The sequence below is a fragment of the Streptomyces sp. URMC 126 genome (assembly GCF_051386555.1).
Lineage (GTDB): Bacteria > Actinomycetota > Actinomycetes > Streptomycetales > Streptomycetaceae > Streptomyces.
On record NZ_JBPQTX010000097.1, the window covers coordinates 1 to 22,609 of the forward strand.

At 73.5% G+C, this 22,609-nt stretch carries 16 protein-coding genes, 1 tRNA gene and 1 pseudogene; 8 read left to right on the forward strand and 10 right to left on the reverse strand.

The genetic code is table 11. From position 1 onward, the window contains the following. The coding region (locus ACSNOK_RS14475) for a hypothetical protein (RefSeq protein WP_436781059.1) at positions 1-3,846 on the forward strand (3,846 nt) is incomplete at its 5' end. A 27-nt stretch (positions 3,847-3,873) separates the two neighbouring features. On the opposite strand, the gene bla is transcribed toward ACSNOK_RS14475, so the two are convergent. From bla to ACSNOK_RS14515, 8 genes are all read right to left on the reverse strand, one after another. Beyond that, complete coding sequence (gene bla, locus ACSNOK_RS14480; protein ID WP_436781060.1) at positions 3,874-4,833, reverse strand: class A beta-lactamase; 960 nt, start codon at positions 4,831-4,833, stop codon at positions 3,874-3,876. Positions 4,834-5,138: 305 nt separating this feature from the next. After that, a complete protein-coding gene (locus ACSNOK_RS14485) occupies positions 5,139-6,578 on the reverse strand; it encodes an MFS transporter (RefSeq protein ID WP_436781061.1) in 1,440 nt (479 codons plus the stop codon). Between the two features lie 4 nt (positions 6,579-6,582). Beyond that, entirely contained in the window at positions 6,583-7,710 is a 1,128-nt protein-coding gene (gene metX, locus ACSNOK_RS14490; protein WP_436781062.1) for a homoserine O-acetyltransferase MetX, read from the reverse strand. A 40-nt stretch (positions 7,711-7,750) separates the two neighbouring features. Next, positions 7,751-9,367: a long-chain-fatty-acid--CoA ligase gene (locus ACSNOK_RS14495; protein ID WP_436781063.1), complete on the reverse strand. Its 1,617-nt coding sequence runs from the start codon at positions 9,365-9,367 to the stop codon at positions 7,751-7,753. Beyond that, complete coding sequence (locus tag ACSNOK_RS14500) at positions 9,364-10,107, reverse strand: class I SAM-dependent methyltransferase (protein ID WP_436781064.1); 744 nt, start codon at positions 10,105-10,107, stop codon at positions 9,364-9,366. Before ACSNOK_RS14500 ends, ACSNOK_RS14495 begins: the two co-directional genes overlap by 4 nt. Positions 10,108-10,247: 140 nt before the next feature. Next, positions 10,248-11,201, reverse strand: coding sequence for a 2OG-Fe(II) oxygenase family protein (locus tag ACSNOK_RS14505; RefSeq protein WP_436781065.1), 954 nt, complete (start codon positions 11,199-11,201; stop codon positions 10,248-10,250). A 36-nt stretch (positions 11,202-11,237) separates the two neighbouring features. Further along, the gene (locus ACSNOK_RS14510) at positions 11,238-12,173 is read right to left on the reverse strand and encodes a CmcJ/NvfI family oxidoreductase (RefSeq protein WP_436781066.1); all 936 of its coding nucleotides are present in this window, start codon (positions 12,171-12,173) and stop codon (positions 11,238-11,240) included. A gap of 47 nt (positions 12,174-12,220) precedes the next feature. Beyond that, positions 12,221-12,898, reverse strand: coding sequence for a CmcI family methyltransferase (locus ACSNOK_RS14515; protein WP_436781067.1), 678 nt, complete (start codon positions 12,896-12,898; stop codon positions 12,221-12,223). Between the two features lie 582 nt (positions 12,899-13,480). Between ACSNOK_RS14515 and ACSNOK_RS14520 the strand changes: the two genes are divergently transcribed. From ACSNOK_RS14520 to ACSNOK_RS14530, 3 genes are all read left to right on the forward strand, one after another. Next, a complete protein-coding gene (locus tag ACSNOK_RS14520; RefSeq protein WP_436781068.1) occupies positions 13,481-14,452 on the forward strand; it encodes an arginase family protein in 972 nt (323 codons plus the stop codon). A 379-nt stretch (positions 14,453-14,831) separates the two neighbouring features. After that, complete coding sequence (gene mrdA, locus ACSNOK_RS14525; protein WP_436781069.1) at positions 14,832-17,009, forward strand: penicillin-binding protein 2; 2,178 nt, start codon at positions 14,832-14,834, stop codon at positions 17,007-17,009. A gap of 162 nt (positions 17,010-17,171) precedes the next feature. Further along, positions 17,172-17,244: transfer RNA gene (locus ACSNOK_RS14530), tRNA-Arg, on the forward strand. A gap of 123 nt (positions 17,245-17,367) precedes the next feature. On the opposite strand, the gene ACSNOK_RS14535 is transcribed toward ACSNOK_RS14530, so the two are convergent. Continuing rightward, the gene (locus tag ACSNOK_RS14535; RefSeq protein WP_436781070.1) at positions 17,368-18,183 is read right to left on the reverse strand and encodes a polysaccharide deacetylase family protein; all 816 of its coding nucleotides are present in this window, start codon (positions 18,181-18,183) and stop codon (positions 17,368-17,370) included. A 151-nt stretch (positions 18,184-18,334) separates the two neighbouring features. Next, positions 18,335-19,495: a ferritin-like domain-containing protein gene (locus ACSNOK_RS14540; RefSeq protein ID WP_436781071.1), complete on the reverse strand. Its 1,161-nt coding sequence runs from the start codon at positions 19,493-19,495 to the stop codon at positions 18,335-18,337. A gap of 216 nt (positions 19,496-19,711) precedes the next feature. On the opposite strand from ACSNOK_RS14540, the gene ACSNOK_RS14545 reads away from it, so the two are divergent. The 4 genes and pseudogenes from ACSNOK_RS14545 to ACSNOK_RS14560 all read left to right on the forward strand — a co-directional run. Next, entirely contained in the window at positions 19,712-20,644 is a 933-nt protein-coding gene (locus tag ACSNOK_RS14545; protein ID WP_436781074.1) for an AurF N-oxygenase family protein, read from the forward strand. Positions 20,645-20,706: 62 nt separating this feature from the next. After that, positions 20,707-21,429, forward strand: a complete 723-nt coding sequence (locus ACSNOK_RS14550; protein WP_436781072.1) for a TetR/AcrR family transcriptional regulator — start codon at positions 20,707-20,709, stop codon at positions 21,427-21,429. 88 nt (positions 21,430-21,517) lie between these two features. Next, positions 21,518-21,817: a hypothetical protein gene (locus tag ACSNOK_RS14555; protein ID WP_436781073.1), complete on the forward strand. Its 300-nt coding sequence runs from the start codon at positions 21,518-21,520 to the stop codon at positions 21,815-21,817. 121 nt (positions 21,818-21,938) lie between these two features. Continuing rightward, positions 21,939-22,609 (forward strand): annotated as a pseudogene (locus tag ACSNOK_RS14560) (hypothetical protein); the annotation flags it as partial.

Sequence of the window (22,609 nt, forward strand, 5' to 3'; positions counted from 1 at the left end):
GCCCCGGAGGACACAGACGCGTCCGCCGGCCGCGACACGGCCGAATTCAGCGACGCCACCGACGAAGTACCGGCCTCCGACACCGCCCGAAACGCGGAAGGCAACGGCTCCCCGCAGGAGCCCTCCGCCGCTCACGCGGACGACAACAAGACGAACGCCCCGGAGGACACAGACGCGTCCGCCGGCCGCGACACGGCCGAATTCAGCGACGCCACCGACGAAGTACCGGCCTCTGGCACCGCGCGAGACGCGGAGGGCAACGGCTCTTCGAAGGTGCCGTCCGGCGTCCAGGCGGACCGCGACAAGACGGACGCCGCGAGCCTCCCGGAGGACTCGGACATGCCTTCCGGCCATGACACGGCGGTTACCGGCGATGCCGCCGACCGCACGCCGGCCTCCGGCAGCAGCACCACCGAAGGCGGCTCCCGCAAGGCAACCGCCAGTTCGCGCCGGGACGACGGCGGGACGGGTGCGGAAGACACGTCCGCCGAGGGATCCGAGGCGACGGAATCGGCGGGCACCGCGCGGAAGTCGGCGGCAGCGCCCGCCGTCGAGCGACCGGGTACCCCGCCTGCCGAGACGCCGAAGCCCTCGAAGGAGCGGGAGCAGCGGGGTTCCGGTGACACCGCGGACGGCCCCGAGGCCGAGGGTGACGCGTCCTCCGCCGGTTCCGGCGCCCGGGACGGCAGCCCTGCCGAGCACAAGGGAGCCGGTGGGGCCGCGCCCCGGGGCACGGCAGGAGCCGAAATCGAGCCCGACGCTCTCGCCACCGCCGGGGGCGAGGCCGCGGCCCGAGCCGGGGGCGCGCCCGACGATGACACGCGCGAGGCAGCGTCCAAAGCGGCTGATCCGGTCACCGTCGGCGACGACGACGAGGGCGACGCTCGCTCCGCATCGCGCATGGAGGCGGAAGCCGACGCCGAAGACCAGCCCGAGGGCGAAGCCGGGAGTGCGGCGGCAGCGGCGAAGACCGAGCCCGAGGACGACGTCACCGCTGACGCGCCGGCCGACGGTCGCGGCGCCGCCAAGGCTCCCACCGACTCCAAGTCCGAGATCGACGCCGTGAGCGCGGCGGAAGCCGGCCCCGCAGCCGTCGTCACCCCCGACAGCCCGGCCGACGGCAGCAGTACCACGGCCTCTGCCGGGTCCGAGGACGACGCGGTGAGGGCGGCGAAGCCCGGCCCCACGGCCGTCACCGCCTCCGGCACCCCGGCCGCAGGCGGCAGTGGCAAGACTCCAACCGAGGCCGAGACCGACACCGCGGGCGCGGCGAAAGCCGACACGGCGGCCGACGCCACGCCTGGGGCCCCGGGCGACGGCGACAGCACCACGGCCTCCGCCGATTCCCGGAAGGACGCCGCGAGCGCGGCAAAGGCCGAAGCCGCGGCCGGCGTCGCCTCCGGTACCTCGACGGCGAGCGGCAGCGGTGACGCCAAGGCGCCCGCCGGCTCCGGGAGCGACGCCGCCGGCACGGCGAAAGCCGACCCCGCGACCGACGTCGCCCCCGACGCTCCGACCACCGCCCACAGCGCCAAAGCCCCCGCCGAGCCCGAGGGCAAGAGCACAGCCGACGCCGAGGCCGGCGCGTCCCCCAACGTCCCGACCGCCGACACCGGCTCCAAGGCCCCCGCCGAAACCAAGAGCGAGAGCGAGAGCGAGAGCAAGAGCACGGCCGAGGCCAAGACCGGCGCGTCCCCCGACGCCCCAACCGCCGACGCCGACTCCAAGGACCCCGCCCAGCCCGAGGGCAAGAGCACGGCCGACGCCAAGGCCGGCGCGTCCCCCGACGCCCCGACCGCCGGCGTCGGCTCCAAGGCGCCCGCCCAGCCCGAGGGCAAGAGCACGGCCGAAGCCGAGGCCGGCACGTCCCCCGACGCTCCGACCGCCGGCGCCGACTCCAAGGCGCCCGCCGAACCCAAGGACAAGGGCAAGGGGGCGGCCGAAGCCGAGGCCGACGCGTCCCCCGACGCCCCAACCACCGACACCGGCTCCAAAGCGCCCGCCGAAACCAAGAGCGAGAGCAAGAGCACGACCGAGGCCAAGGCCGGCGCGTCCCCTGACGCCCCAACCACCGACACCGGCTCCAAGGCCCCCGCCCAGCCCCAGGGCAAGGGCAAGAGCGCGGCCGAAGCCGAGGCCGGCGCGTCCCTCGACGCCCCGACTGCCGACACCGGCTCCAAGGCCCCCACCGGAACCAAGGGCAAGAGCACGGCCAAGTCCGAGGCCGGGTCCAAGGCGCCCGCCCAGTCCGAGGACAAGGCCGGGAGTGCGGCGAAAGCCAAGTCCGGTACGTCCGCCGGCACCCCGGCCGACAGCGGCAGCGGCGACAAGGCTCCCGCCGAGGGCAAGGCCGCCACGGCCGCCGCCGCGGCCGGGACGGCCCTCGGCCGGGAGGGCTCCGGCACGAAGAGCCCCGGCGGGAAGAGCGACAGCGCGAAGTCCGCCGCCCCGGGCGCCTCCGGCGCCGGGAGCGCCAAGAGTGCCACCGCCTCGTCGAAGCCGGCCGCCGCCCCGCAAGCGTCGCCCGCCCCGGAGTCCCGGCGGCCGGAGGGTGCGGAGGGGGCGCCCGCCGTCGCCGCCGGGCCCGCGCGGCCGGCGCGTGCGTCGCGTCGCCGCCCCATCCTGGTGGGGAGCGCGGTCGTCGTGCTGCTCGCGCTGGTGTTCCTGGTCGTGCAGACCGTACGGCCGCTGCCCGATCCGGAGCTCGCCGTGCGCAAGGCGGCGTACACGGTGACCGTTCCCGGCGGCCGGTTCTCGATCCCGTGGCCGGCGAAGGGGCAGGGCGCCGTGATGGTCGCCGGGCAGGGCACCGTCGAGACGTTCGGGCCGGAGAAGCCCGTACCGACGGCGAGCGTCGCCAAGATCATGACGGCGTATGTGATCCTCCGCGAACACCCGCTGAAGAAGGACGAGAAGGGGCCGCGGATCACGGTCGACGCGAAGACCGTGCGGGACGGCATGGCCGAGGACGAGTCGCGGGTCGAGGGCCTCCAGGAGGGGCAGTCCTTCAGCGAGCAGGACATGCTGAAGATGCTGATGATCCCCTCGGGCAACAACATCGCCCGGATGCTGGCCCGTTGGGACACCGGGACGCGCGACGAGAAGGCGTTCGTCCGGAAGATGAACGACGCGGCACGGGATCTCGGCATGCGGAACACCACGTACACCGACCCCAGCGGCCTGGACCGCGGGACCGTCAGCACCGCCGTGGACCAGCTGCGGCTGGCCGAAGCGGTCATGAAGTACGAGGCGTTCCGCGATGTCGTGGCCCTGCCCGGGGCCGACATCCCGGGCGCCGGTCACATCGACAACAACAACGTGCCGCTGCTCACGGCCGGCCTGGGCGTGCAGGGGATCAAGACCGGTTCCAACACGCCGGCCGGCGGCACCCTGTCGTGGGCGGCGCGGACGCGGGTGGACGGCGTGGACCGGCTGGTGCTCGGGACGTTGATGGACCAGCACGTGACGGGCCCGGACCCGAACGGCGCCAACAGCCTCGCCCTGGTGCTGGAGAACAGCCGGAAGGTCATCGCCGCTGTGCGCAAGGGCCTGACGTCCGGCACGGCCGTGCGCAAGGGGCAGGTCGTCGGCCGGGTGGACGACGGGATGGGTCACCGGACGCCGGTCGTGGCCGCCAAGGACCTGGGGCTGGTCGGCCTGCCGGGGCAGAAGGTGCGCGTCACCTTCCGCGACGGCGGCCGGACCGTCTCCCGGGGGGCGAAGGCCGGGACCGTCGTCGGCGAGCTCGTCGTGGGCACCGGGCCCGGGGCGCGGAAGGTGCCGGTCGTCCTCAAGTCCGCGCTTCCCGAGCCGTCCTTCGGCGAGCGTCTCACGCGCCTCGGCTGACGCGAGCCCAAGCCGGGCGGCGCCGCCTCAGGTGAGGGCGGCGACCACCCGGGCGGTGGCGTCCGCGAGCAGCGCCTCCTGGGGCGGGGCGTCGTGGCCGGACCGTTCGGACATGAGGGCCAGCACGAGCGGCGCGCCGCCGTCCGGCGGCCGGACGACGGCGACGTCGTTGGCCCGGCCGTAGTTGCCGGTACCCGTCTTGTCCGCCACCGTCCAGCCCTTGGGCAGGCCCGCGCGGATGCGCTTGCCGCCGGTGGCGCTGTGTTCGAGCCAGTCCCTGAGCAGGGCGCGCCGGTCCGGGGGCAGCGCGTCGCCCAGCAGGAGCGCCCGGAAGCCGGCGGCGGCCGCCCGGGGTGTGGTGGTGTCGCGCGGGTCGCCCGGTCCGCCCCGGTGGAGTTCGGGCTCGTAGCGGTCGACGCGGCTCGTGGTGTCGCCCAGGGTGCGGAGGTAGGCGGTCACCCGGGCCGGGCCGCCGAGGTCGCGCATCAGGAGGTTGCCGGCCGTGCCGTCGCTGAAGCGGACGGCGGCGTCGCAGAGCTGCCGGAGGGTCATGCCCGTCCCGGTGTGGTCCTTGGTGACCGGTGACGTGGAGTCGATGTCGTCCGCCGTGTAGGCGATGCGCCGGTCGAGGCGGTCGACCGGGTCGCGGTGCAGGACCGCCGCCGCGACGAACGCCTTGTACGTCGAGCAGAACGCGAACCGCTCGTCCGCCCGGTGGGTGACGGTGGCGCCGGTGCCGGTGTGCAGCGCGTAGACGCCCAGCCGTGCGCCGTAACGCCGTTCGAGCTCGGCGAACCGGGCGGTGGACGCGTGGGCCGCGCGGGGGCCGGGCGCGGGCGGGCCGGCGGTCCGGCCGCCGGAGTCCGGCGACGGCGGCGCGTCGGCCGAGCGTCCGCGCCCCCCGCATCCGGCCAGCGGCAGCAGGGCCGCCGAGAGCAGGAACACGCGGCGGGACGGCGTCGAGGGCCGGGCGGGCTGGGAGGGCATCTCGGCGGTACCTGCTTTCGGACGCCCCACGGGTCGCGCGAGGGGCTCGCTCGGTCGGGCGGAGCGACGCGCGCGGACGGGCGGGCGCGCGACGGCGTGACCTGCCCCGGATCGATCCCAACCGACGCATCAGCAGGCCCTGTTGTCGCATTTGTACGCGCTCGCGCGGCCGGACGTCCACCTCCGCCGTCACGTCGTGTGACCCCCTCGCACGCGCGTACGGGGAACGTGCGGATCCCACCGCCGTTCCTCACACCCGAAGGCCCCACCGGAGTCCCGGCGCCCGCCCCGCCCGAGCGCACCCCTCAGTGCCGCGAGGCCACCGCATCCCCCGTGCTGCCGGCGGCTTCCCCGGCGGCCCGGCGGCCGTCGTCCCGGCCGCGGGCCAGCGCGTACAGCCCGGCGAGCGTGGCCGCCGTCGTCAGTGTCAGGAAGACGAGGCCGTGCCGGTAGCCGGCGGCGATCCGGCCGGGGTCCGGCGCCGCGTGCCGGGTCAGGCCGTAGAACACGGCCCCGATGACGGAGAGCCCGACGGCCCCGGCCACCTGCTGGGTGGTGGCCAGGAGGCCGCTGGCGGCGCCGGCCCGCGCGGGGTCGGCCCCGTCGAGGACGAGGCCGAGCAGCGGGCTCATCACGACGCCGGTGCAGATTCCGTTGACGGCGAGCAGGGCGGCCAGCGCCGGCAGGCTGACGTCCTCCGGCCGGCCGAGCAGCAGCAGGTACTGCGCCGCGTAGCCGGCGATCTGCGCGTACATCGCCACCTTGAGGGGCCGGGTGCCCCAGCGGGCCGTCAGGGCGGACGAGGCCATGCTCGCGCCGCAGAAGCCGAAGGCCAGCGGGCTGGTCGCGAGCCCCGCGCGGAGGGGCGACAGGTCGTGCCCGTCCTGGAGGAGCACGGCGAGCACGTACAGGAACGAGGAGAGGGAGGCGTAGAAGGCGAAGGTGGTCAGCAGTCCGGTGCGGAGCGTGCCGTCCCGCAGCAGTCCGGTGGGCAGCAGGGCCTCGCGCCCGCGCGCCTCGGTGCGGCGCTCCCAGTGCCAGAACACGGGCAGGAGCACGGCCGCGCCCGCGAGCATGCCCAGGGCCCACGCGGGCCAGTCGACCGAGCGGCCGACGGTCAGGGGAACCACCAGCAGCACCATGGCCCCCGCGAACAGCAGCACTCCCACGCGGTCGAACCGCAGTCCGGCGTGGCGGGGTGTCGTGGGCAGCAGCCGGGGGGCGAGGAGCAGGGTCACCGCGCCGACCGGGAGGTTGACGAGGAAGACCCACCGCCAGGAGAGGCCGAGCCAGTCGAGGCTGAGCAGCAGCCCGCCGAGGAGCTGTCCGCCGGCCATCGCGCTGCCGAGGGCCAGCCCGTAGACGCGCATCACCCGAGGCCGTTCGGCCGGCGGGTAGTGGATCCGGATCAGGGCGAGCACCTGCGGGAAGAGCACGACGGAGGCGGCGCCCTGGAGTCCGCGCCCGCAGATCAGCCACCACACGTTCGGCGCGCAGCCGCACAGCGCCGACGTGGCCGTGAACAGGGCAATCCCGACGGTGAACGCCTGTTTGCGCCCCCAGTGGTCGCCGAGCCGGCCGCCGAGCACCAGCAGGCAGGCGTAGACGATCCCGTACGAGGCCACGACGAGCTGCGTCTCGCCGCTGGTCGCGGCGAGGTCCGCGGTGATGGACGGGACGGCGACGTTGACGATGAAGAAGTCCAGGGTGGGCATGAAGGCGCCCACGAGGAGCACGGCGAGCACCGGCTCACTCCTCCCCGAGGGCCTGGCGGAGGTCGGGTTCGATCAGCCCGGGCTCGAAGAGGAAGCCGTAGTGGCCCAGGTCGGTGTCCACGATCCGCACACGGGCGCCCCGGATGCCGTACGCCAGGTCCCGCTGGCTCTCGGGCGGGTAGGCGCGGTCGGAGGAGAAGCCGACGATACGGGTGGGGGCCGTGATCCGGGCGAGGGCCTCGCCGACGCTCCCCCGGCCGCGGGCCACGGTGGCGCTCAGGGCGGTCTCGGAGAGGACGAGGTGGCAGTTGGTGTCGAAGCGTTCCCACACCTTCTCGCCCTGGGCCAGCACGTACTCGCGGAACTTCGCGTGGCAGCCGTCCGAGTCGTGGTACCAGGCCGCGCCGCCGAACCGTTCCTGCCAGTACGCCTCCGTGCCGTACCGCAGGTGGGAGAAGCTGCGGGCGAGCGCCATCCCGGTGACGGGCCCGCAGCCCTCGGGCAGGTGGTAGAACTCGCCGCCGTGGAAGTGCGGGTCCCGCCGGATCAGCTCCAGCTCCACGTGCGTGTGGCCGGCCTGTTCGATACGGGTGGCCGCCGCCACGGCGATGAGGAACAGCCGGCCCACCCGCTCCGGGCGGGACACCGCCCACTCCAGGGCGCGGGCCCCGCCGATGGACATGCCGACGACCGCGTGCCAGCGCCGGATGCCCAGCGCGTCGGCGAGCGCCGCCTCGGCGTTGACCTGGTCGACCACGTCCAGCGCGGGGAAGCGCGAGGCCCACGGCCGGCCCTCCGGGTCCGGGCTCGCGGGGCCGGTGCTCCCGTCGCAGCCGCCGAGGTTGTTGACGACGACGACGTGGAAGCGGTCGGTGTCCAGCGGCCGGCCGGGGCCGATCACGGCGTCCCACCAGCCCTCCGCCCGGTGCCCGGGCCCGGCCGGGCCGGCCGCGTGGCTGCTCATGCTGAGCGGCGGCAGCACCAGCACCGCGTTGCCGCGGTCGGCGTCGAGCTCGCCCCACGCCTCGTACGCCATGGTCACCGGCCCGAGGGTGCGCCCGGAGAGCAGCGTCAGGGGCGCCTCGGCCGTGTGGGTCGTGACGAACCGCCGGTTCCCCTCGGGGTCACCGGGCTGCCACGCTCCGGTGTTGTGCAGGCGCATGCGCGCATCCTCCGTGGTCGCTCTGGCCGGGGCCCGCGCGTCAGTGGTCCGCGTAGCGGCTGCGCAGGGCCTTCTTGTCGAACTTGTTGGTGGCCGTCCGCGGGAGTTCCGGGACGAACACGAAGCGGTCGGGCACCCACCACTTCGTCAGCCGGCCGAGGAGGAAGCCCCGCAGCTCGTCGGCGGTCGGCTCGGCGCCGGGGCGGGCCACCACGACGGCCAGCGGGCGCTCCTGCCACCGGGCGTCCGGCACCGCGACGACGGCCGCCTCCCGGACGCCGGGGTGGTCCATGAGCGCGGACTCCACCTCGATCGAACTGATCCACTCCCCGCCGGACTTGATCAGGTCCTTGGCGCGGTCGGTGATCCGGATGTAGCCGTCCGGGTCGATGGTGGCGATGTCGCCGCTGCGCAGCCAGCCGTCGTGGAAGCCGGTGGCGTCCGCGCCGGGGGTGTCGTCGTCGGGCGTCCCGTAGCGGGTCGCGCCCCAGAGCGAGCGGATCTCCAGCTCGCCCTGGGTGACGCCGTCGTGGGGCAGCGCCGTGCCGTCCTCGCCGACCAGCCGCAGCTCGACGCCGGGGGCCGCCAGGCCCTGGGTGTGGTGCAGCTCCAGCTGCTTCTCGACGGGCTGGGCGGCGTGCACGCTGCGGACGTTGGTCAGGGCGACCAGCGCCATGTTCTCCGTCATGCCGAGCCCCTGCTGCATGGTCACGCCCCGGTCGGCGTACCGGCGGACCAGGCCGGCGGGGATCGCCGAACCGCCGCAGATGACGCGCTCGACGGAGGCGAACACCGAAGCGGGCGGGTCGAGTTCGTCGAGGGCGAGCCAGAAGGTGGGCACGCCGGCCGACAGGGTGACGCCCTCCCGTTCCAGGGTCGCCGCGATGGACTCCGGCTCCAGGTGTGGCCCGGTGAACACCAGGCCCGCGCCGGCCAGGGCGGCGGCGTAGGGCAGTCCCCAGGCGACGGCGTGGAACAGCGGCGTCAGCGGGAGGATCACGTCCGGTTCGCGGACCGCGTAGGCGTCGGCCGCGCACACCGCCAGGGAATGCAGGACGAGCGACCGGTGCGAGTGGGCGACGGCCTTGGGCCGCCCGGTGGTGCCGCCCGTGTAGCAGACGCAGGCGGTCCGGTTCTCCGCCACGTCACGCGGCTCGACGGGGTCGGACCCGGCGAGCAGGTCGTCGTGGCGGAGCGCGTCGGCGAACGCGGGGTGCGCCTCGCCGCCGTCGGGGACGACGACGAACTCCCGTACCGTCCCGAGCCGGTCCAGGATCTCCGCCAGCCGCCAGGTGAGGGAGGCGTCGACCACCATCACCCGGGCCTTGGCGTGGGTCACGACCCACTCGATCTGCTCGTCGGAGAACCGGACGTTGACCGGGACCAGGACGGCGCCCGCCATGGGAGCGCCGAAGAACCATTCGAGGTGACGCGTGCTGTTCCAGGCGAACGTCGCCACTGCGCCGCCCTGTTCGACGCCGAGCCGCCCGCCGAGGGCGCCGACCAGCCGCAGGACCCGCTCCCGCAGGGCGCCCCAGGACGTCCCCCCGGTACGCCCGGTGACGTCCGTCTGGCGGATCTCCTTGCCGGGTGCCACGGCGACGGCGCGCCGCAGCAGCATGCCCACCGAGAGGCCGATGCCGCCCTGCCCGCTCACGACGCGAGCTGGACGAGGGTCATGCCGTCCTGGACGGTGAGCACGGCGGTGCGCACGCGCGGGTCGGCGGCGATGTGCCGGTTGAACTTGACGACGTCGTGGGCCCAGTTGGCGAACATGCGCTCCACCCACTCCTGGCCGGTGCTCGCCTCCTCGGCGGGCGGCAGGTCGCGCGGGTTGAGGACCTCGCCGCCCCAGAGGGTGTTGTCGATGACCAGGAGGCCGCGGGGGCGGAGGAGGCGGCGGGCCAGGATGGTCTCGAAGTAGGAGATGTAGTTGGGCTTGTCGGCGTCCAGGAAGATGAGGTCGAAGTCGCCCTCGACCTCCTGGAGGGCGGACAGGGCGTCGTCCAGCACCGGCTTGATCTTGTGGCCGTGGGAGCTGCGCTCGAACGCCTTGGAGGCCACGTCCTGCGTCCGCTTGTCGGCGACGTAGCTGTCGATGGTGAGGATCTCGCCGTCGTCGGGCAGGGCGGCGGCCATGGCGACGGTGCCGTGGCCGGTGAAGGTGCCCACCTCAAGTACGCGGCGCATGCCGGCGGTGGAGATCAGCATCTGGAGGAAGGTCGCCTGGACGGCGGTGGTGGAGATGTCCGCCCACTCCGGGGTGGCCCGGGCGGTCTCCTCGGCGATCTCGGCGAGTTCGGCGGAGACCGGCGAGGAGGAGCGTTCGGCGTACTCCCGGATGCCGTCACGGAAGATCGAGGGTTTGGCGAAGACGGCGTCGGACCGGTGTTCCATGGGTGTCTCCTCGGCGTGGGGAAGGCTGGCGAAAAGGCAGGAGGGAAGGCGTCGGGAAGGCTCGGCGGGGTCGGGAAGACGCCGGATGCGGCCGGCCGGGCATGGTCGGCCGGCCGTATCCGGACACCAGGGGAGGCGCGTCAGGCGCGGGGGGTGGCGTGCATGGTCACGTAGTTGGTGCCGATCCAGTCGCCGAACGTCGCGGTCTCGGCGTCCAGGCTCACGTCGAGGCCGTAGGACCGGGCCTCGGGGACCGAGAACGTGTAGCCGGTCGAGGGCCGCAGGAAGAAGACGCTCGACGTGCGGTCGCTGCCCTCGCGCTGGTCGGCGCCCGGCGAGGCGACGTGGTGACGGGGCGCGGGCACCGCGCCGCGGGTGGCCAGCGGGGCGATGGCGCCGCAGAGCACGACCACGGCCTCCGGCACGTGCGGCAGGCCGACCATGGTGCCGTCGATCTCGGCCTGGAGGCTCACGAAGCCGTTGGCGCACGGGGTCTGGTGGATGAGGGTGACGACCGACAGGTCGTAGTGCGGTGCCATCCGGCGCGGTTCCCGCTCGGCCGCGCGGTGCTCGGGGACCTCGGGGAAGTAGCGCAGCCGCAGGACGGGGTCGGTGTCCCGCAGCGGGTCGGCGGTGCCGGTGGGCGGAGTGTCCCCGCCGTGCGTCCCGCAGGTCTCCAGGACGACCCGCGCGGTGTCCTCGGCGGCGGTGCGGAGACGGGCGAAGTAGTCCGTCCACACGTCCTCGAACTCCCGCGACGGGAAGAGGTTGTCCGCGACGCCCATCGAGAACGACATCGAGTAGTCGGTGTAGCTGCCGGTCCTCGTCACCTGGGCGGTGCTCTCGGCCTCCAGGGCGGAGTAGCCGCGGCGCAGGGTGGGGACGTCCGTGGTCACGGCCTTCTTCTCCTCCGGGGTGCCCCGCTCGAAGAAGTCCGTCGCCGTGCGCGTGGCCAGCTGGTGGTCCGCCTCGGTCACGCCGTACTCGGTGAGGTAGAAGACCCCGGTCCCGGTCACGCACGCGCGGAACGCGTCCAGGTCTTTGCCCTCGCGCAGTGCGGCGAGGCTGAAGAGCGGTACCGTCGTGTCCTGCATGTCCCCCTGCTCCCTTTCGCGGTTCCTCGGTGCAGATCAGTGGTGGAAGAGCACTGCGCGCAGCTCCAGGGAGGTGCGCAGTGGTCCGTCGGCGGGCCCCTCCGGGTCGAGGAAGGCCGTGTGCGGGACGAGGCCGGCGACCTCTCCGGGACCGTCCGGGCCTTCGGGGCGGGCGGGTCCTTCGAGGCTTCCCGACCCTTCCGGTCCTCCCGGACCGCCGCGCTCCGCGTCGTCACCGACGGCCGCCAGGCCGCGGCTCGCGCTGTCGTGGCACTTGAAGACGATGGCCTCGTCCGGCGTGAGCGCACTCCAGTAGTGCCACCGGTGACGGGGGTTGTGCCGCACGGAGTAGGTCTCGCGGTCCTTGAGCCACGCGGGGAACTCCAGCCGCGTCGCCACCAGATCGGCCGCGAGGTCCACCGACCGGTAGTCGCACACGGCGAGCGGGTAGTTGCGGACGGGCGCGAGCAGCGGGCGCCAGACGTTGACGATCTGGAACCGGCGGAACGGCCGCCCCGGGCCGGTGTGCAGCGCGGCGCGGGCCCGGGCGCTGCGCGGGGTCTGGTCCACGTGCACCCGCAGGTGCGGGGACTGCTGGAACGGGACGGCCGGGCCGTCCCCGCCCTTCCGCCGTACGGTGGCGTCGAAGAACCGGACGTCGTCGGCGCCGGTGAGCGCCGTCAGCAGCTCGGCGGTCTCCCGCCGGTATCGCGCCAGCGCGGGCTCCGCACCCTCGGCGAGGGCCCGCTGGTCGACGCGGGTGGGGGCGTCGGCCTTCTCGAAGCCCGTCTCGTCCAGCGCCGGCCGGACCGTGCCGTCACGCAGATCGGTGACGACCGTCTCGACGGGCACCATACGGAAGTTGAGGACCACCTCGGGCGCCCGGGACAGGGCGTCGACGCACCAGTCGTCGGTCCGGCCCTCCGGTGTCAGGGGCGCGCTGTAGTTCAGGAGACCCGATACGGTCGGCACGACCGCACCTCCTTTCCCGTCCGCCGAAACGGAACCGGCCGCCGGGGCTACCGTCCGTGCGTCGTCCGGCGGAAGACGCCGCGGTCGAGCTGCGGGCTCGTGTTGGCGTACACCATGTCCATCGTCAGGACGTCGCGGAACGTCGCGAGGTATTCGGTCAGGAGCTTGGGGCTGTACCGGTGCCAGTACGGAATCATGTCCTCGATGATGAAATAGTCGCCTGCTTCGAGGAGATGGTCGACCGCCCATTTCATGATGCCGAACGTATTGGCGTGGGCGTCGTCGATGAAGAGCAGCGGGTGCGCCAGTTCGCGCAGCGGCTCGAAGGTCTCCAGGACGGAGCAGTCGGCCTCGCGGAGGGAGATGCCCGCCATCTCGGATTCCGGGATGCGGCAGCGGGAGAGGTCCCGGTCGATGCCGACGACCTGGCAGTCGATGCCCATGAGCCGGGTCAGGTCACGGAACCAGACGAGGGATCCGCCGCTGTAGACGCCGAGTTCGACGATGGTGCGGGGACGCAGCTCGTACACGAGGTCGTGCAGGGCCGCCTGGGTGTCCGGGTCCTTGAGCATCCGCAGGCCCCGCCACTGGTAGCGGGCGAAGTCGGGGAAGCCGAGGTCGCGCGGCGCCTCCTCCCACCGGTCGAGCGGCCAGTCGCGCGGCCGGCCGGTCAGGGCCGGGGGGTGGTATTCCGGGTCCTCTCCCAGTCCCCGAAACGTGTTCAAGTCCAGGAAATCCATAGTGGAGTAGTCGTTCACGCGCTTCCCCTCGTGAATTCCCGGAGACTTCTCCGACGTCGCGGCGCCGTGGCGGCGGAACGGCTACGGTGTTCCGGGGTAATCGGGCTTGCCGAGCCTAACGGGCGGGCCTCTTGCGGGCCTCTTGCGATCCTCTTCGTGCTCTCTTCGAACGGTCTCGCGGGGCCGCGCGGAAAGGACGGGGAAAGCGCGGGAAAGCACGGTAATTCGCCGGGGGCGCGGCTCTCGCGCCCGTTCTCCGTTTCCCGTTCCGGCGTCCCGGCGTTCCGGCGCCTGGGCCGGTCCGGGCCCGCGGAAAGAAACCGGAGTGCCGGGGCTGCTTTTCCCCGCGTTCGGGGACGGAAGGAAAGCCGGTGCCCCTCGGCCGTAGCGGCGCCTTCGGTTCCGCCGACGGTTCCGGCCGAATCCCCACCATCCGTCCGCTCTCCGTACCATCCCCGCCGGTACCTCCCGGAGAGGGCGTGAAGAGCGGGTTCTGCCAGAATCCCCGGAAGCCCGCGCCCCCGGCCGTCACCGAAGTCCCAGGACCAGGAGAGGAAGCGGAAAACGTTGGAGTGCATCAATCCGCGCGTCCCGCCCCACCACGCGCCCTTCCCCACCTTCATGCGCCTGCCGCACGTCCGGTTCCCCCGGGGCTACGACGTCGTGGTCGTCGGGGCGCCCCACGACGGCGGCACCGGCCGGACCACCGATGCCCGGTTCGGCCCGCGGACCGTCCGCGCCGCGTCGCGCGAGGAGCGCGGGGCGGGGCCGGAGGCGGCGGCCGGCCGGGGCATCCTCGACCTGATCACCTGCGTGGACGCCGGGGACCTCGATCTCGCCCCGGGCGAGGTGGACTTGGCGGTCGCGACGGCCGAGCGCCGCCTGGGTACGCTGCTGCGGACCAACGCCGCCTTCCTGATGCTGGGCGGCGGCCACGCGCTGACCGTGGCCGCCCTGCGCGCGGTGGCCGAGGAGCACGGCCCGGTCGCCCTGGTACGCCTGGACGCCCGTTCCGCCGCCGGCCCGGAGCGCGAGGGCGGCCGGCACCACCAGGGCCCGCCCCTCCGGCAGGGCATCGACGAGCGCCTCGTCGACCCCACCGCGACGGTCCGGGTCGGCGGCCGCGAGCCCACCGCGCGACAGGTGGCGCTCGGCCGGACCCGCGACCGGGGCGTCCGGGTGGTGACGGCCGGGGAGTTCGACGAGCTGGGGGTACGCGGCACCAGCGAGCTCATCCGTGAACGCATCGGCTTCCGGCCGCTGTACGTCTCGGTCGGCATCGGCACCGCCGGCCCCGCCCCCGCACCCGCCCCCGGGACGGCCGCACCGGCGCCGGCCGGCCTCGGCTCGCGGGAGATCCTCTCCCTGCTCCACTGCGTCGGGGACCTCGGACCGGTCGGTTTCGACGTCATGGAGGCGGCGCCGCTCCACGACCCCGGCGGGGCCGACTCGGCCCTGGCGGCGGACGTCGGGGCGGAACTGCTGCGCCAGTACGCCCGGGCCTACACCTCCGGCGCCATCGGGAGCGTCCTGCCGTAGCGCCGCCGGAGCACCCCGCGCACGGGCCCGGGCACCCGGCCGCGCAGAGCCGGGACGCCCACCGTAGAACCAGGACCCGGCCACCGGTCCACGCCCCCGGCTCCCTGACCGCGAAGTTGACGTGATCCCAAGCTGTGGTGCGCGGGAAGCGTCGCCTAAGCTCTGCACCTGGTACGACTGTTCGGTTCCTGTGGGGGGAACGCCGCGCATCCGCACCGCACTTCCGCCGTGGCCGCGCCCGGGCGGGGCCGGTGGGCACCGGGCACTCCCGGACCGTCCGCGCCCTCTCCCACGGCGTGCGCGCCGCACGGGAAGGCGGGAGGGCCGGGCGGCGAGCGCCCCCCTCCAGGGCACAGACGGCACAGCAGAGGGATGGCGTGTGACCAACATTCCGGAGACCGGTGGCCGGACGCAGCGGATCCGCATACGGCTCGTCGTCGTCCAGATCCTCGTCTTCTCGCTCCTCCTGACCCTGGGCGGGCGGCTGTGGTACCTCCAGATCCGCAAGGGGGACGAGTACGCCGCGGAGGCCACCGGCAACCGGGTCCAGCGGGTCGTCCAGCCCGCCGTGCGGGGCTCGATCCTCGACGCGCGCGGCGTCCCGCTCGCGGACAACGAGAGCCGCCTGGTCGTCACCGCGTCCCGCACCGAGCTGTCGAAGGCGAAGGACCGCGGCAAGGCGGTGCTGACGCGGCTCGCGGGGCTGCTGGGCATGGACCCGAAGGAGGTCACGGCGAAGGTCCGGCTGTGCGACGCCAAGACGCCCCGGCCGTGCTGGAACGGTTCTCCGTACCAGCCGATACCGATCACCGACAAGGCCACCACCCGCCAGGCGCTCCAGATCCGGGAGCGGGCCGAGGACTTCCCCGGCATCACCGCCGAGCCCACGGCCGTACGCCGCTACCCCTCCCCCGGCCAGGCCAACACCGCGCAGGTCCTCGGCTACCTCTCCCCCGTCACCGACGACGAGGTCCGGCGGGCCAAGGACGGCGACTCGCCCTACCTGCGCTCGGACATGATCGGCCGCTCCGGTCTGGAGCGGCAGTACGACGAGGTGCTGCGCGGCAGGGCCGGGGTGACCCGGCACGAGGTGGACAAGCTGGGCCGGGTCGTCGGGACGGCCGAGAGCGACCCGCCCGTACCCGGCTCGAACCTCGTCACCAGCATCGACGCCCGCGTCCAGCGGGTCGCCGAGTACGAGCTGAACGAGGCCATGAAGGCCGCGCGCAAGGAGTGGGACCACAACACCGGCGAGAACTACAAGGCGGACTCCGGCGCCGTCGTGGTGATGGAGGCCAGGACCGGCCGCGTGGTGGCCATGGCGTCCGCCCCCACGTACGACCCGAACGCCTGGGTGGGCGGGATCTCCGCCGCCGACTACCGCCGGCTCACCGGCGAGGACTCCCACCACCCGCTGCTCAACCGGGCGATCCAGGGCCAGTCGGCCCCCGGCTCGATCTTCAAGGTGGTCTCCACCACGGCCGCGGTCAACGCCGGGCACTCCTACGAGGGGCCCTACGACTGCACGAGCGCGTACCGGATCGGCAGCCAGACCTTCACCAACTTCGAGTCGGCGAACCACGGCCCGATCTCGCTGGGCCGCGCCTTGGAGGTGTCCTGCGACACCGTCTTCTACCGGCTCGCCCACGACGAGTGGCGGGCGGACGGCGGCCTCCGGGGGAAGCGCGGCGCCGGCGACTGGTTCTACCGGACGGCCCACCAGTACGGGCTCGGCAAGACCACCGGGATCGACCTGCCGAACGAGGTCCCGGGCCGGGTCCCCGACCGCGCCTGGAAGCAGCGGTACTGGGAGGCCAACAAGGACGCCTGGTGCAAGCAGGGCAAAAAGGACGGCAGTTACACCGAGCGGATCGCCTACGACAACTGCCAGGGCGGCAACCTGCTGCGCGCCGGCGACTCCGTGAACTACTCCATCGGCCAGGGCGACACCCTGACCACCCCGGTGCAGATGGCGAGCATCTACGCCGCCCTCGCCAACGGGGGCACGCTGTACACGCCCGCCGTCGGCAAGGCGGTGATCAGCCCGGACGGGAAGAAGGTACGGGAGCTCGCCCCCAAGGTCCGGGGGAAACTGCCCGTGACCAAGCGGCTGCGCGACGAGATGGACCGCGCCCTGGCCGGCGTCGTCACCCGGGGCTCGGCCGCCTGGCGCTTCGGCGGCTGGCCGCAGGACCGGATCCCGCTGCGCGCCAAGACGGGCACGGCGGAGGTCTACGGCAAGCAGACCACCTCGTGGTTCGCCACCTACAGCGACGACTACGCGGTCGTGATGACCATCGCGCAGGGCGGCACCGGCTCCGGCGCCTCCGCCCCCGCCGTGCGCAACATCTACAACGCGCTGTACGGCGTCACCGCGAAGGGCACGATCGACCCGGGGAAGGCGCTGCTGCCGACGCCGCAGAAGACCCTGCCGAAGATCAACGCGGACGGGACGATCGCGGAGCCGAAGATCGGGAAGTACCGGCCGGACGACCGGGACGACGTACGGCCGCCGGCCGCCGGGACCCCCGGCCCGGGGCGCGGGCGGCGCGACTGACCAGACCAGACCAGGCCCGGCCCGGTTAGGTCCGGGAAATCGCCGGGGAATTCCCGCATACCGCAAGGGAAAGTGACGAGCGTCACATGATTTCTTTTTCCGCGCCCCCCTGACCTGGTCATCGGGGGCCCGCAGGGCGTGTAAAGTATTTCTCGCAAGCCCGCGCTCGTAGCTTAACGGATAGAGCACTTGACTACGGATCAAGAGGTTGCAGGTTCGAATCCTGCCGAGCGCACCGCGAAGGGCCCGCTTCATTTTCGATGAAGCGGGCCCTTTTCCGTGGACCGGACGCCACCGGGGCGGAACAGGGGCCGGGGCTCATCGGCCCCGCGGCCCCTGCGGCCCCGCCCCCTCCCGCTCAGATCTTCGGGAACCCGAAGCCGTACCCCTGCGACTTCAGCCACGGAAGCGTTTCTTCCATCGCGGCCATGGTCTGGCTGCGGTCGCCGCCCGCGTCGTGGAACAGGATGGTCGGCCCGTTGGGGACCTCCCGCTTGACGTTGGCCACGATGCGCGCCGTGCCCGGGCGCTGCCAGTCGCGGCTGTCGACCTGCCAGCCGAGCGGGCGCATCCCGTGCTCGGCGGCCACCTTGCGGCTGTACGGCGTGAAGGCGCCGCCGGGGGCGCGGTAATAGCGCACCTTCACGCCGTCGCCGGCGGCCTCCTCTATGAGCTTCTGGGCGTCGAGGATCTGGCTCGCCTGGTAGGACTCGGGGCGCTTGTCCATGGCCGTGTTGTGGTCCATGGAGTGGTCGCAGAGCCGGTGGCCCTCCGCGACGACCTTCTTGACGAGGGACGGGTACTCCTTGGCGCGCGGGCCTATCATGCAGAACGTCGCCTTGACGTCGTTCCGCCGCAGCAGCTCCAGCACCTTGGGCGTCCAGACGGGGTCGGGGCCGTCGTCGATGGTGATGTTGACGACCTTGCCCGGGCTCTCGCTGTCGTGCGAGATCTCCTCCGACACCGGCCCGCCCGTGTCGAGTTCTGCGGCCTTGCCCCGCTCCTTGGGCGCCTTCTCCGACGGGTTCTTGGCGTCGGCGGCGACGTGCGTGCTCCCGCCGTCGTCCGATGCCTGGTTGGCCACGGCCACCGATCCCAGTATCACCGCCACGAGCGCAAGGCCCGATCCGGCCGCCACCGCGATCTGCCGCCTCCGTCCGGTAGTCCGCGTCATGAACGATCCCCACTCCCTCGCACGCCTGTCTGTTCCCTGCCCGCGAAGACGTGCTTGTACCGCATGCCGTTCCGTTATGCGGTATCGCTCACAAAACAGTGACAAAGCAGGCGCTCACGCGCCTGAGACGTCCTCAATCACCGTACGGCGGTCACTCTTCCGGCTTTCCTCCGCCATCTTCTCGCGGAATGACGTCTTCCTTCACGTCCGGCGCTTCGCCCTCCGCGATCACACGGGCCACTTCGGCGACCCGGGCGGCCTCTTCGGCGGCGAAGCGCCGGGCGTCGAGCCGCTCGGCGAGCTCCTCGTCCTGGGCCATCAGCACGTCCAGGCTGGTGTCGCCCAGTTCGAGGACGCCCAGATCGACGTAGGCCCGCCGCAGACGCTCTCCCCACAGCCCGATGTCCTTCACACAGGGCACGATCCGGCTGAAAAGGTGCTTCCGGAAACCCCGGATGAAATCGGACCGTTCGCTCAGCTCCACCGCCTCCGCGACCGGAATGCCGAAGTCGACGAGCACCTCGTCCCCGCGCAGCCGGTTCCGCATCAGGTGACAGCCCTCGATCACGAACTCCTCGCGCTCGCGCAGCTCGGCGTCGGTGAGCTGCGCGTAGTAGTCGCGCAGCGCCAGCCGGCCGAAGGCGACGTGCCGGGCCTCGTCCTGCATCACGTAGGTGAGGATCTGCTTCGGCAGCGGCTTCTCGGTGGTGTCGCGCAGCATGCCGAAGGCGGCGAGGGCGAGCCCCTCGATGAGGACCTGCATCCCGAGGTAGGGCATGTCCCAGCGGGAGTCGCGCAGGGTGTCCCCGAGCAGCTGCCGGAGGCTGTCGTTGACGGGGTAGAGCATGCCGATCTTCTCGTGCAGGAAGCGGCTGTAGATCTCCACGTGCCGGGCCTCGTCCATGGCCTGGGTGGCGGAGTAGAACTTGGCGTCCAGGTCGGGCACCGACTCGGTGATCCGGCTCGCGCACACCAGCGCGCCCTGCTCGCCGTGGAGGAACTGGCTGAACTGCCAGGCGGCGAAGTGGCGGCGCATGTCGCGCCGGTTCGCCTCGCCCATCCGGTCCCAGTACGGGGTGTTGTACACCAGCATGTTCTCGTCGGGGACGCCGAGCGGGTCGTAGGGGTCGACCTCCAGGTCCCAGTCGATGCGCTTGCCGGCGTCCCACTGCTTGTCCTTGCCCTTGCGGTAGAGGGCGAGGAGGCGTTCCCGGCCCTCCTCGTACTCCCAGCCGAAGCGGGCGGCACCGCTCGCGGGGACCTCCCACAGCGGTTCGTCGGGCTCGTGCGCGTAGAGCTGTCGCGTCGCCATCGGACGCCTCCTTCTCTGCCGGTCTCTCGCGGCTCGCCACTGTGGGCAGGCTCACACGGCGTTTGACCGTCGGTCAATCGGCGCGGGGCGGTTCGTGTCACCCGGGGCGGCAGGGGCTCACGGGGGTCTTGACGGGCTTGCTGACACGCAGTCTTATAAGCAGGTAACCCCGGGTAACCCGCAATTGAGGTGGGATCAGCCATGGCAGCAGACCCGATGACGCCGGCCCGTACGGCCGGACCCGCGCTCCGCGACGCGCTCGGGCCGCTCAAGGACCGCGAGCAGATCGCCGAACGGCTGCTGGAGTCCTCGGCCAGACACTCCTTCGACCCGGACACCGAGCTCGACTGGGACACCCCGCCCGAGGAGGGCAAGTGGTACTGGCCCCCGGAGCTCCTCTCCCTCTACGGGACGCCGCTGTGGCGGCGGATGTCCGAGGAACAGCGCATGGAGCTCTCCCGCCACGAGGCCGCCTCGCTCGCCTCGCTGGGCATCTGGTTCGAGATCATCCTGATGCAGCTGCTCGTCCGGCACATCTACGACAAGCCGGTGACCAGCTCCCACGTCCGGTACGCGCTGACCGAGATAGCCGACGAGTGCCGGCACTCCAAGATGTTCGCCCGCATGATCCTGCACAGCGGCGCCCCCACGTACCCCGTCGCCCGCCTGCACCACAACCTGGCCCGGATCCTCAAGACGATCTCCACCACCCCCGGCTCGTTCGCCTGCACCCTGCTCGGCGAGGAGATCCTCGACTACATGCAGCGGCTCACCTTCCCCGACGAGCGCGTCCAGCCGCTGGTGCGCGGCGTGACGCGGATCCACGTCATCGAGGAGGCGCGGCACGTCCGCTACGCCCGGGAGGAACTGCGCCGCCAGATGCGGACCTGCCCGCGCTGGGAGGCCGAACTCACCCGGCTGAGCTGCGGCGAGGCCGCCCGCGTCTTCTCCGTCGCCTTCGTCAACCCCGCCGTCTACACCCGCGTCGGCCTCGACCGGCGCGAGGCGGTCGCCCAGGTGCGGGCGAGCGGGCACCGGCGCGAGGTGATGCAGGCGGGCGCCAAGCGGCTCACGGACTTCCTCGACGAGATCGGGGTGCTGCGCGGGGCCGGACGCCGGATGTGGCGCAGTTCCGGCCTGCTGGCCTGAGCGGGCCGGACGTCCCGCCGCCGGGGGCCGGCCGCCGCGCCCGCTGCCGTACCCTGCCGTGCATGACCGGCAGCGGAACGACCTCCTACCGGCGGCTGGGCGTCACCCAGCGCCGCGCCCAGCTGATCACCGCCGCACTCGGCCTCTTCGCCCAGCGCCCGCCCGAGGACGTCTCCCTCGACGACGTGGCCGCGGCGGCCCAGGTGTCCCGGCCCCTGGTCTACCGCTACTTCCCGGGCGGCAAGACGCAGTTGTACGAGGCGGCGCTGCGCAGCGCGGCGGACGAACTGGAGCTGTGCTTCGCCGAGCCGCAGACCGGCCCGCTGACCGGCCGGCTGGCCGCCGCCCTCGACCGCTACCTCGCGTTCGTCGACGGGCACGCGGCGGGGTTCAGCGCCCTGCTCCAGGGCGGCAGCGTCGTCGAGACCTCGCGCACGGGGGCGATCGTCGACGAGGTGCGCCGCACCGCCGCCGGGCACATCCTCGCCCACCTCCAGGTGCGGCAGCCGGGCGTACGGCTGCGGATGACCGTCAGGACCTGGATCGCGGCCGTCGAAGGCGCGTCGCTGACCTGGCTGGACGAGGGGAAACGGCCGCCCGTCGAGGAGCTGCGGGACTGGCTGGTCGACCACTTCGTGGCCCTGCTGCTCACCACCGCGGCGAGCGACGAGCAGACGGCCCGGGTGGCCCGGGCGGCCCTCGCCCTGGAACCGGCCGACGGCGTGGTGACACGGCTGGCACGACGGCTGGGACCGGTGCTCGCCGAGGCGGAGCACCTGCTCTGAGGGGGCGGGACGGTCCGGCGTGGACGGTCCGGCGTGGACGGTCCGGCGTGGACGGGCGGGCCCTCCGGAGCGCCCGTACGCTCGTACGGTGCGAAGCGAAGAAGTGCCCTTCGAGGGCGGGCCCCTGGACGGGCGTATCCTGCCCGTCCTGCTGGGGCCGACCGGCCACCCGCCCAAGGTCTACGAGGTCCCGGTCCCGGACGCGGCCGGCGGCCCGGCCACCGTGCTGGTCTACCGGCGGGTCCAGGCCGGGGTGACGCGGCGGCTGGGACTGCCGCGCGGCTGGAAGTACAGCTACGACCCGGAGGGCCGGCGGGGCCCGGGGGTGCGGTGGCCGTGGTCGCGGCCCCGGCCGGACGCGGGCTCCGGGCCGCCGCCGTCCGGGTGACGGGCCGTCGTCCGTCCGGTGTGCGGCTCGGGCGGTTCCACCCCGAACGTCCTAAAAATACGACCGGTCCGTGACACGATCGCCCCGAGGTCCCGCCGACGCGCCCCGGAGGTGAACCCCCGTGTCAGGACGGCTGGTGCGCTGCGTCTGCGCCCTGGCACTGGTCGCCGCCACCGCCGCGGCGGCACCCGCGCCACCGCCCGGCGGCTCCGCGGAACGGCCGGGCGACCGGTCGGTCGGCGCCCTGCTGACGCGGCTGCGGACGCTCTACCGGCAGGCCGAGGCCGCCTCGAAGGAGTACGAGGCGGCGGCCCCGGAACTCCGCCGGCAGCGCGCCCTCGCCGACCGGACCGCCGAGGAACTGGCCGTGGCCCGCACCGCGCTCGCCGACAGCCGCGACGAGGCCGGCCGGCTCGCCCGGGAGCAGTACCGGGATCTCGGCGGGAGCCTCTCCCCCGCCGTCACCTTCCTGCTCACCGCCGACCCCCGGGCCGCGCTCCTCCGCCGCCACGAGCTGGGCCGGGCGGCGGCGGGGCGCGCGGCGGCGCTCTCCCGGCTGGTGGCGTCCGTGGCACGGGCGGAGGGAACGGCGCGGCGGGCCCGCTCCGCTCTCGACGCCCAGCTGACGTCGGCGACGGTCCGCGACCGGCGGCGCGAAGCCGCGCGGCGGGGCCTGGACGAGGTGGAGCGGCTGCTCGCCGGGCTCACCGACGCGCAGCTCGCCGCGTTGGGGCGGGGGGAGCGGGCCCCGGCCCCGCCCCTTCACCGCTTCCCGGGGGCGGGCCCCCGGAC

What these genes read in the sequence shown, in the direction of transcription:
- bla (WP_436781060.1), bottom strand. Translation starts at nt 4,833, where the DNA reads ATGCCCTCCCAGCCCGCCCGGCCCTCGACGCCGTCCCGCCGCGTGTTC.
- metX (WP_436781062.1), bottom strand. Translation starts at nt 7,710, where the DNA reads ATGCGCCTGCACAACACCGGAGCGTGGCAGCCCGGTGACCCCGAGGGG.
- ACSNOK_RS14500 (WP_436781064.1), bottom strand. Translation starts at nt 10,107, where the DNA reads ATGGAACACCGGTCCGACGCCGTCTTCGCCAAACCCTCGATCTTCCGT.
- ACSNOK_RS14505 (WP_436781065.1), bottom strand. Translation starts at nt 11,201, where the DNA reads ATGCAGGACACGACGGTACCGCTCTTCAGCCTCGCCGCACTGCGCGAG.
- ACSNOK_RS14535 (WP_436781070.1), bottom strand. Translation starts at nt 18,183, where the DNA reads ATGACGCGGACTACCGGACGGAGGCGGCAGATCGCGGTGGCGGCCGGA.
- ACSNOK_RS14540 (WP_436781071.1), bottom strand. Translation starts at nt 19,495, where the DNA reads ATGGCGACGCGACAGCTCTACGCGCACGAGCCCGACGAACCGCTGTGG.
- ACSNOK_RS14545 (WP_436781074.1), top strand. Translation starts at nt 19,712, where the DNA reads ATGACGCCGGCCCGTACGGCCGGACCCGCGCTCCGCGACGCGCTCGGG.
- ACSNOK_RS14550 (WP_436781072.1), top strand. Translation starts at nt 20,707, where the DNA reads ATGACCGGCAGCGGAACGACCTCCTACCGGCGGCTGGGCGTCACCCAG.